Consider the following 9,575-nt stretch of genomic DNA (forward strand, 5'->3'; position numbering starts at 1 on the left):
CCTTCTTCCGGTCAGGGACGCGTCATGGACGGCCGGCGTCGAACGGAGGACTCACCTCGGCGTCCGGTGCTGACCGTCCATGACCAGGGGGGCGAGCAGGCGCTGCTGTGCGGCGTGACCGTTGTCGGTCACCGCCAGCAGCCGCCGGCCGGCCTGTTCCGGCCGGACGCCGGGGCCGTCGGCCGACAGGGTGCCCGGCCGGCGGGTGAGCCCCCTGATGACGTCCTCGTCGATCGTGAGGCCCAGGCCGGGCGAGTCCCCGAGGTGGAACGCGCCGTCCTCGATGTGAAGGTCGAGGGACACCCCGAGCGGCGGGCGCAGGTCCTGCAGCTCGCTGGCCATGTGGTTCGGCACCGACGTCGCGGCGTGCAGCAGGCCGACCGGGACGTTGCCGACCGGGCTGACCGGCAGATCGTGGGCGTGCGCCAGGGCGGACACCCGCAGGAAGTGGGTGATCCCCCAGACCACGGCTGTCTGGACGATGTCGACGGCACCCGCGGCCAGCAGCGGGCGATACTGCTCGAGCCCGGTGAGGTTCTCCCCGGTGGCGACCGACGCGCGGATCCCGCGGCCGACGACGGCCAGGCCCTCGGCGTCCCACCGCCGGACGGGCTCCTCGATCCAGGTGAGGTCCAGGGTGCGCTCGAGCTCGCAGACGTGCCGGATCGCCTGCTTGCGCGACCAGGCCTCGTTCGCGTCGAGCATCAGGCCCGGCCGCTTCCCGTGCCCGGCCTCGGTCAGGAGCTCCCGGACCAGCGTCAGGCGGTGCCGGTCCCGCTCGATGTCGAGGCCGCCCTTGAGCTTGGCCGCCCGCAGGCCGTGCCGGGCGTAGACCTCGTACACCGAGACGAGCTCGTCGTCGGTCAGGCCGATGTCCAGGCCCGAGGCGTAGGCGGGAACCCGCCGGTCGCGCCCGCCCAGCAGACGCCAGAGCGGCTCGCCGGCCGCCTTCGCCTTGATGTCCCACAGGGCGGTGTCGAGCGCGCCGATGGTCCCGAACACCGCGCCCGCGTGGCCCGCCTTGAAGGTCTGCCGCAGCATGCGGTCGTACAGCGCCGTGACGCCGCGCGGATCCTCGCCCTCGATGGCGGCGAAGACGTTGTCCAGTTCCACGTGCGGCCCGACGCCGACGCCGGTGATCCCCTCGTCGGTGTCCACGACGATGATCGACACCGGAACGACCCCGTCGGCGTAGACGCCGTTGGCGTCACCGACCGGACGGTCCCATTCCTGGACCGTCGTGAAAGTGCGATACCCCGAGATACGCATGTCAGCCCTTCGTGGAACCGGCGGTGACGCCGTCGGCGATCTGACGTTGGAGAAAGAGATAGACCATCAGCACGGGCACGGCGGCGATCAGAACCCCGGAGGCGAAGGTGGGGATGTCGTCGGAGTACTGTCCGCGCAGCGACGTGACCCCGACCATGAGGGTGCGGTGGTCGGCCGAGGGCATCATCAGCAGGGAGATGAGCACGTCGTTCCAGCAGAACAGGGCGTTGAGGATGCCGACCGACAGCAGGGCCGGAGTGCCTATCGGCAGCATGACCCGCCGGTAGACGCCGTACGTCGTGTTCCCGTCGATTCTCGCCGCGTCGATGATCTCCCCTGGAACGGTCTTGTAGTAACTCGTCATCAGGAAGATCGTGAAAGGGAGGAACTGCGCGACGTAGGCCAGGATCAGTCCCGGGTAGGTGTCGATGAGGCCGCTGTCCGCCATCACCCGGGCGAGCGGCACCATGATCACCTGAAACGGGATGAACAGGGCCGCTAGACAGCCCAGGAAAAGCGCCTTGGAACCGCGAAACCGCAGCTGGCTCAGCGCGAATCCCGCCATCGACCCGAAGAGCAGCAGCAGGACCACCGAGATCGTCACCACGATGAGCGAGTTGGCGAAGTATCGTGCCATGCCGACGCTGGTCCACGCGGTGACGATGTTGTCCCACTGCAGGGAGGTCGTCGGGGAGAACCGGTCGAGGACGTACTCGCGCCGGGTCTTCATGGCGACGTTGGTGGTGAACACGAGGGGGTAGATCGTCGCCAGCGCGAGGAGCACCATCGGAACGGCGACCACCCACTTGGTCAGGCGGCTGCCGGACATCAGTCCTCCCTTCCTGCGCGGCGGAGCACGCTGATCTGCATGAGCCCCACCACGAGCATGATGAGGAAGAGGACCGTCGACGCGGCCGAGGCGAGCGCAGGGCGGTTCATCTGTCCCTGCTGGATCCAGACGTAGTACTCCGGCAGGTAGGTGGACCCCTCGGGCCCTCCGCTGGTCATGACGTACAGCAGGCCGAACATGGACGTCAGCATCCCGATCATCGTGGTCACGAAGACGAACTGGATGGTGCGGGTCAGACCCGGGATGATCACGTGCCAGATGATCTGGGGGAGCGACGCGCCGTCCACCCTGGCCGCGTCCAGGAGCGCGGGGTCCAGGGTGGCGAATCCGGCGAGGAACACCACCAGTGCCATCCCGAACGTCGCCCAGATGTGCACGCCGACGACCGCGAACATGGCGACGTCCGGGTCGCCGAGCCAGTCGACCGGGCCGAGACCGATCGTCGCCAGGACGGTGTTCAACGGGCCGTCGTAGGCGAGCATCAGGTTGAAGATCGCGCCGACGATCACCGGCGAGAGCACGGCCGGGAAGAAGTAGACGCTGCGGAAGACACGGTGCCCGGGCACGCGCAGGTAGATGAACGTCGCCAGCAGGCCCGGGATGGCCACCGCCACGGGAAGCAGCAGCACCAGCAACCCGACGTTGCGCAGCGCGCTCTGGAACGTCGCGTCCTGGAACATCTCCAGGTAGTTGTCGAGGCCGACCATCATCCCGTTGCGGTCGCCGTCGCCCGTGAAGGAGAAGTTGACGCCCAGCAGCAGCGGCCACAGCCGCAGTGCCACGATGATCAGCAGGGCCGGAGCCACCAGAACGTAAGGTGCGAGGCGGTCGGAACGCCACGTGCGCGAGACCGGGCGGGAAGCGGGCCCGGTGTCACCGGGACGTGCCCGCCGCCTCGGCTCTCCCCCGCCGGCCCGCCCGGAGTCGACCGGGCGGACCAACGGAGACGAATCTCGGATCGGCACGGGATCAGCTCGCCCGATCCGAGGCAGCCAGCTGCTCCACCACCTCGTCGACGGTCGCCGATCCGCTCAGGAGCTGCTGGGAAAGCCTTCCCATCAGGTCCAGGGTCTTCGAGGACAACGCGACGTGCAGGGCGGGCTTACCCTCCTTGAGCTGCGACACGATCGTGCCGACGGCCACGGGGCCCTGCGACACGTCGATCGTGGTGTCGGACGCGATCGCGCCGGCGTCGGAGTAGAAGGAGGTCAGGGCGTCGGTCGTGGTCAGCGACCGCACCATGTCGGAGGCCATCTTCGGGTCCTTCGCCCACTTCGCGACCGCGTAGCCGATGCCGCCGTCGTAGGCGAGGCTCGGGGTGGTTCCGCTGGTGACGACCGGGGACGACATGACGCCGACCTTGTCGTTCCCCAGGAACTCGCTGAAGTCCTTCCAGTGCCCGATGTCCGACATCAGCCCGATGATGTGGGCGGCCTTGCCGGAGTTGAAGATCGTGAAGGCGTCGTTGAACATCGCGGTCGAGTTGCCTCCCTTGTTGTTCAGCCCCGAGTCGCCGGCGTCCTTCCACAGCTTGAAGATCTGCTTCACGTTGGGGGAGTCCCAGGCGCGCTTCCCGGCGATCCAGTCGTCGTACTCCTGCGCCGTCAGGATGCCCGAGCCGAGGCCCGACATGAAGAACTGGATGCCGGCTCCCTCCTTGTTGCCGAGCGCGAAGCAGTCGGCCCCGGTCTTCTGCTTGATGGTGCCGCAGTCGTCGACGAACTCCTTCCACGTCGTGGCGGGGCTGGCCGGGTCGAGTCCCGCCTTCTCGTACAGCGTCTTGTTGTAGTAGATCGGGTGGCCCTGCAACGTCACCGGCGCGCCGTAGATCTTGCCGTCCTTGCTGAACGCGTCCCAGCCCGCCAGGCGCTGCTTGTCCTCGGCGACGTACTGGTCGAGGGGGAGGAGCGAGTCCACGCGGTCGCGGATCTGGCCGCCTCCGTTGAAGAGCATGACGTCCGGTCCCGTGCCGGACTGGATGGCCGCGCCCAGCAGGGTGTAGTACTGGTCGAACGGCTGGGCCACGAACTCGACCGTGACGCCGGGGTGCTTCTTGGCGAAGTCGTCCTTCGCCTTCTGGATATAGGAGGCCGCGGCCGCGTCACCGGATTTCCAGTCCCAGACCAAGAGCTTCGTGACCTTGCCGGAGTCGCTCGGCGACGACGCGGGAGGGCTGGCGCTTCCGCAGCCGGTTAAGGCCAGTCCGGCGACCAAGAGGGCGGACCACAGTGTTCGCTGCTTCATTGCTGTTCACTCTCCAGAGGACGGCCGGCTCGCCCGGCCGCGATGTGAGGCGAAACGTAATTCGTATGACGTCTGACGTCAATACACGTGACATATACTGATGTCGAAATGTGGCGCCGCCCGCGGCACCGGAGGAGATATGACGGCATCGCAGGAATCGCCGCCGAGCGTGGCGCCACCCCCGGCCTGGGTGCGACGGCCGGCCAACCTCGCCAGGGCGGTGACGGCGGAGCTGGTGGAGCGCATCGTTCGCGGAGCGCACCCGCCGGGCACGCCGCTGCCCGCCGAGCCCGCGCTCTGCGACACCTTCTCGGTGAGCCGGACCGTCATCCGCGAGGCGGTGAAGATCCTTCAGGAGAAGGGGCTGGTGCAGATCCGCCAAGGCAGCGGCACCATCGTCACCCCGCCGACGATGTGGGACATGCTCGACGAGCATGTCCTCGCGGCGACCATCGCCGAGGACGAGAGCCTGGCGATCCTCGACGACCTCGTCGTCACCCGGCGCGTGCTGGAGTCCGACATGGCGAACTTCGCCGCCCGCCTCGCGGATCAGGACACCGTCGACCGGCTGCGCGCGCTGGTGGACCGGATGGACGAGCTCGTGGACGACCATGTCACGTACGCCGATCACGACCGTGCCTTCCACGACGTGATCATGCAGGCGTCCGGCAACCGTATCGCCCGTGGCGTGGTGCGGGCCCTGGAGAGCCAGGTCATCAACACCGCCCGCTACATGGGCCAGCCCCAGCGGGCCCTGTGCGTGGCGTCCAACCTTGGCCATCGCCGCATCTACGAGCGCATCGCCGCCCACGACCCCGGTGGGGCCGCCGAGGCGATGTTCAAGCACATCACCGACGCCTGGCTCGTCCGCCGCGGCGGGCCGGACGAGCCCGTGCGCCTGGAGCGTTGAACGCGAATCCCGCTCGACCAGGACGCGGCGTCCAGTGACTTTACTTCGATCCGATGAATCCGCCAGGCTCGGCCCGATGGGCATGCCTGTGAACCAAGTGGAAGAAGGCGTTTCGTGAAACTGTTTCGGGTGGGTCGGCCGGGCCAGGAGCGGCCCTGCGTCATGGGACCCGACGGCAGGGCACTGGACCTGTCGGCGCTGACGGCCGACATCGACGGCGCGTTTCTCGCCGGGGGAGGCGTCGAGCGGGTACGTTCCGCCCTCGCCGAGGGCGGCCTGCCCGAGGCCGGACCGTACGAGCGGATCGGCGCTCCGGTGGCCAGGCCGGGGAAGATCATCTGTATCGGGCTGAACTACTCCGACCACGCGGAGGAGACCGGCGCCCCCATCCCCGCCGAGCCGGTGGTCTTCATGAAGGCGCCCAACACGGTCGTCGGCCCCGAGGACGAGGTCCTGGTGCCGCGCGGCAGCGTGAAGACCGACTACGAGGTCGAACTGGCGGTGGTCCTCGGCGGCACGGCCCGCTACCTGTCCTCCCCGGAGGAGGCGGCGGGCGTGATCGCCGGATACGCGATCGCGAACGACGTCTCCGAGCGGGAGTTCCAGAACGAACGCGGCGGCCAGTGGGACAAGGGCAAGTCGTGCGAGACGTTCAACCCGCTGGGCCCGTGGCTGGTCACGCCGGACGAGGTGGGTGATCCGCAGGCGCTCGGCCTGCGCCTGTGGGTCAACGGGCGGCCCCGCCAGAACGGCAGCACCAAGAATCAGATCTTCGGCGTTCATCACGTGATCTGGTACCTCAGCCAGTTCATGGTCCTGGAGCCGGGGGACGTGGTGAACACCGGCACCCCCGCCGGGGTCGCCCTCGGCATCGGCCCGGAGGCGTACCTGCGCGCGGGCGACGTGGTCGAACTCGAGATCGACGGCCTCGGCCGCCAGCGCCAGCGGATGGGGCAGGCGTGAGAGCGGACGAAACGCTCCCCGGGAGCGCGGAGGCGCGTGGGAGGTGGCCGGCACGGGAGCGCTCCAGGTGAGGTCGGCTGCTACGGACGCGCGTTTCCCCGCGTAGGGCTGTCGGGGAGGTTCGAGGGCTCGGCGGAGGGAGCCGGGTGGGGCAGGCCCAGGGTGGTGATGCGCCGCACCAGGGCCTCGCGCCGCACCCGGACCTGCCGGCCGCTGTCGTGGCCGGCCAGGGTGGCGGCGTGGACCTCGGCGATGACATGGGAGTGCGGGACGTTGAGCACCGCGGCGGCCGTGGCGACGCTCACCAGGGGCTCGTCCGGCAGCATCGCCAGCCGTTCGGCGATCATGCGCTCGCGGAACTCGGCGGCGAACCACACGGTGGCGTCACCGACGCCGAGATGGAGGACGAGTCCTTCGCGTTCCAGGTGCAGCAGAAGGTCGTCGATGTCGCCTGGCGTGCTCATGCGGCGCTTTCCCTCGTGTCGGTGGTGTCGGCGGGGTGGAGGATGTCCGGCACCGCGTTCCGGCGGCGACGTCCCCCAGGCCGCCCCGGACCGGTGAGTTCGTCCGGGGCGGCATCCCCTCGCCCCGGCCTTCCGCGGCCGGGGCGTCCGGGCGATGGCCTTCGCCGGGGCGGTGGACCCGCCCCGGCGAAGGGATGAGACGGCTGGATCAGTTGCGCAGGGTCCATTTCTGGCTGGTCGTGCCGGTGCAGGACCACAGCTGTACCTTGGTCCCGTTGGCGGTCCCGAAGTTGCTCGCCTCCATGCACTTGCCGGACTGCACGCCGGTGATGGTGCCGTCGGCGTTGACGTTCCACTGCTGGTTGGTGCCGCCGTTGCAGTCCCAGATGATCACCTGGGTGCCGTTGGCGGTGCCCTGCCCGTTGGCGTCCAGGCACTTGTTGCCGTACACCTGCAGCTGCTTGCCCGAGGTCTGGGTCCAGCGCTGGTTGGTGCCGGTGCCGCAGTCCCACAGCTGCGTCTGGGTCCCGTTGGCGGTGCTGGCGCCGGTGACGTCGAGGCAGCGGTTCGACTGGACCCCGACGAGCTGCACGCCCTGCTGGGGAGTGCTTCCCTGGGGTCCGGCGGCCGCCATCACGGCCTGGGCGCCCGAGGGCCAGTTGCCGTTGGTGACCGTGACGTTGTTGTTGACGACGTTGCCGCGGTCGCCGTTGGTCACGTTGGTGCTGCCGTTGGTCGACCAGTTGCCGGTGACGGTGAAGTTCCCCATGTTCTCGGCGTACCAGTAGTTGGCGGTGGCCCAGGTGCCGGTGGAGGAGAAGACGTTGTTGCGGGCGGTGTAGTACCGGGAGCCCTCGTCGAAGTAGACGCCGAAGTAGCCGTTGGTCCGCAGGCAGTAGTTGTCGCTGATCAGCCCGCCCTGGTTCGCCGACAACGTGTAGATGCATCCGCCGTCGTTCATCTGCTGCATGACGTCGTGCACGTAGTTGCCGGAGAGCCGGTTGTTGGACGCGGTGGTGGGCGTGCTGTACCGCGGCTGGTAGTTGTACAGGCCGCGGCCGGCGTAGTGCTCGCTGCCGCCGGCGTCGTTGGCGCCCCAGCCGTACCCGATCGACATGCCGGTGTAGGGCATGTTGTAGACCTCGTTGTTGGTGACGGTGGCGGTGCTGACGTAGGTGGTCAGGACCGAGACGATGCCCCGGTACTCCACGCCGAGGTCGTGGATGCGGTTGTTGCTGACGGTGATGTTCCGGTTGACCATCCGCTGGTCACTGGGATGGTGCGCGTCGGCGCGCACGCCGCCGACCACGATGCCGCCGGCCGAGTTACGGGCGATCTCGGAGCGGGTGACGGTGATGTTGCTCGCTCCCAGGCCGACACCGCTGGCGTGACCGTTGGCGTCGTTGCCGATGCCGATGGCCGTCTGCCCCAGGTTGAAGAACTGCGAGTCGCTGAAGGTGATGTTGTTGGCGGCGGACACCTGCACGGCGGCGGGCATCTGGTACCAGTTCGGCCGGGTGGCCTCGAACTGCGGGCAGCCGTTGTGGCAGGAGGTGAAGGCGGGCCAGCTCCAGTTGCCGGCCATGTAGACGCCGGTCTGCTGGTCCACGTAGCCCTGGTTGCCGCTCGGCGCCATCCAGGTCGTGCCGGTGAACGTGATGCCGGTGAAGGCGATGTGGTGCGCGGGCGCGTCGTAGGTGCCGCCGACGTTCACCAGCGACTGCAGTTGCGGCAGTTCCACGCTGACGGTGCTCATGTTCTGCCCGGAGAGCGGGATGTAGGACAGCGCCCCGGTCCAGGGTTCGAGGTACCACTCGCCCGGCGCGTCGAGGAACTCGTAGGCGTTGGACAGGTAGAGCGGGCCCGCCCGGTGCGGGCTGGTGAAGGTGTCGTACCCGAAGTTGTTGTTGCTCCAGCCGGGCTGCTGCATCGTGATGAAGTTGGCGGTGATGTTCTGCACCGACACGTACCGGTCGGTGAACGAGTTGACGGCCTCCAGCTGGACCCGGCTCTTGTTGGCGAGGTTGTTCAAATAGCCCAGGGCGCCGTTGGTGAAGGACAGGCCGTTGCTGTTCGCGGTGAAGTCGGCCCGGTTCACCTGGGTGCGGGCGCGGGTGGCGATGGCGCCGTTGACGTAGAGCTGCCGGGTGTCGACCCCGGTGCCGACGTTGGCCCGCCAGATGTTCTTCCCGGAGTCGGCGAGCGACCAGCCGGTGACCGCCCTCGCGCCGCTGATCACGGGACGGGCGCCCGCGGCGGCCTGCCACTTGACGGTGTAGCCGTTGGTGCCGGAGTCGGCGGCGGTCAGCCGGAGCGGCGCGGTGAGGCGGTACGTCCCGGCGGCCAGCTCCACGACGATGTCACCGGACATCGCCCCGGTGAGCGCCCGCACCGCGGTCTGCGCGGCGGGCAACGAGCACGGCTGGGCGGCGGAGCAGGTGGTGCCGCTACCGGAAGGGGAGGCGTAGAGGGTCGTGGTGGCCGCCGAGGCGGGTGAGACCGGCGCCACCAGGGCGGCCGCGGCGGTCAGCCCTATCGCGGCGGCTCCGGCCAGCATCAGTCTCCGCATCGCGGAGTACGAGAATTCAAACACGGGACTTCCTTGTGTCGGGGGGTGGGGGAGTGGCCGGCGGAACGTCCCATCGGAGCCGGTCCGGCGGCTGCGGCGCCGGTCCTCGTACCGCCCCGGGGCGGTCAGGCATGTGAAAGTGCTCCTGCCGTGGAAGGGGATCCCTCGCCGGGACGATGCTTTCCCCGGCGAGGGATCCTGAAGGTGTCTCAGAGGTTCGGAAAAGGGATCAGGTCCGGGTCCAGCGCTGGTTGCTTCCGCCGTTGCAGTCCCAGATGGCGAGTCTGGTGCCGTTGGCGGTGGCGC

The 9,575-nt window shown here is 68.8% G+C and carries 8 protein-coding genes; 2 read left to right on the plus strand and 6 right to left on the minus strand.

Annotated elements, in window-relative coordinates:
• Positions 1 to 51: 51 nt before the first annotated feature.
• From ACTOQ2_RS42040 to ACTOQ2_RS42055, 4 genes are all read right to left on the minus strand, one after another.
• Positions 52 to 1,269, minus strand: a complete 1,218-nt coding sequence (locus ACTOQ2_RS42040; RefSeq protein ID WP_440107336.1) for a mandelate racemase/muconate lactonizing enzyme family protein — start codon at positions 1,267 to 1,269, stop codon at positions 52 to 54.
• Position 1,270: 1 nt separating this feature from the next.
• The gene (locus ACTOQ2_RS42045) at positions 1,271 to 2,098 is read right to left on the minus strand and encodes a carbohydrate ABC transporter permease (RefSeq protein ID WP_440107338.1); all 828 of its coding nucleotides are present in this window, start codon (positions 2,096 to 2,098) and stop codon (positions 1,271 to 1,273) included.
• Positions 2,098 to 2,925 carry a carbohydrate ABC transporter permease gene (locus tag ACTOQ2_RS42050; protein ID WP_440107340.1) on the minus strand — a complete coding sequence of 276 codons (828 nt, stop codon included), beginning with the start codon at positions 2,923 to 2,925 and terminating at the stop codon, positions 2,098 to 2,100. The genes ACTOQ2_RS42045 and ACTOQ2_RS42050 overlap by 1 nt, the downstream gene beginning before the upstream one ends.
• Before the next feature lie 163 nt (positions 2,926 to 3,088).
• The gene (locus ACTOQ2_RS42055) at positions 3,089 to 4,363 is read right to left on the minus strand and encodes an ABC transporter substrate-binding protein (protein WP_440107342.1); all 1,275 of its coding nucleotides are present in this window, start codon (positions 4,361 to 4,363) and stop codon (positions 3,089 to 3,091) included.
• Between the two features lie 139 nt (positions 4,364 to 4,502).
• Here ACTOQ2_RS42055 and ACTOQ2_RS42060 point away from each other — a divergent pair, with 139 nt between their 5' ends.
• Positions 4,503 to 5,273, plus strand: coding sequence for a FadR/GntR family transcriptional regulator (locus tag ACTOQ2_RS42060; protein ID WP_440107344.1), 771 nt, complete (start codon positions 4,503 to 4,505; stop codon positions 5,271 to 5,273).
• A gap of 114 nt (positions 5,274 to 5,387) precedes the next feature.
• On the plus strand, positions 5,388 to 6,236 hold the full coding sequence (locus tag ACTOQ2_RS42065; RefSeq protein ID WP_440107346.1) for a fumarylacetoacetate hydrolase family protein: 849 nt from the start codon (positions 5,388 to 5,390) through the stop codon (positions 6,234 to 6,236).
• A gap of 80 nt (positions 6,237 to 6,316) precedes the next feature.
• On the opposite strand, the gene ACTOQ2_RS42070 is transcribed toward ACTOQ2_RS42065, so the two are convergent.
• Both ACTOQ2_RS42070 and ACTOQ2_RS42075 read right to left on the minus strand, forming a co-directional pair.
• Entirely contained in the window at positions 6,317 to 6,700 is a 384-nt protein-coding gene (locus ACTOQ2_RS42070; RefSeq protein ID WP_440074034.1) for a hypothetical protein, read from the minus strand.
• A gap of 208 nt (positions 6,701 to 6,908) precedes the next feature.
• Positions 6,909 to 9,293 carry a ricin-type beta-trefoil lectin domain protein gene (locus tag ACTOQ2_RS42075; protein ID WP_440107348.1) on the minus strand — a complete coding sequence of 795 codons (2,385 nt, stop codon included), beginning with the start codon at positions 9,291 to 9,293 and terminating at the stop codon, positions 6,909 to 6,911.
• Between the last annotated feature and the right edge of the window lie 282 nt (positions 9,294 to 9,575).

The organism is Streptosporangium sp. H16 (assembly GCF_051918855.1).
GTDB lineage: Bacteria > Actinomycetota > Actinomycetes > Streptosporangiales > Streptosporangiaceae > Streptosporangium.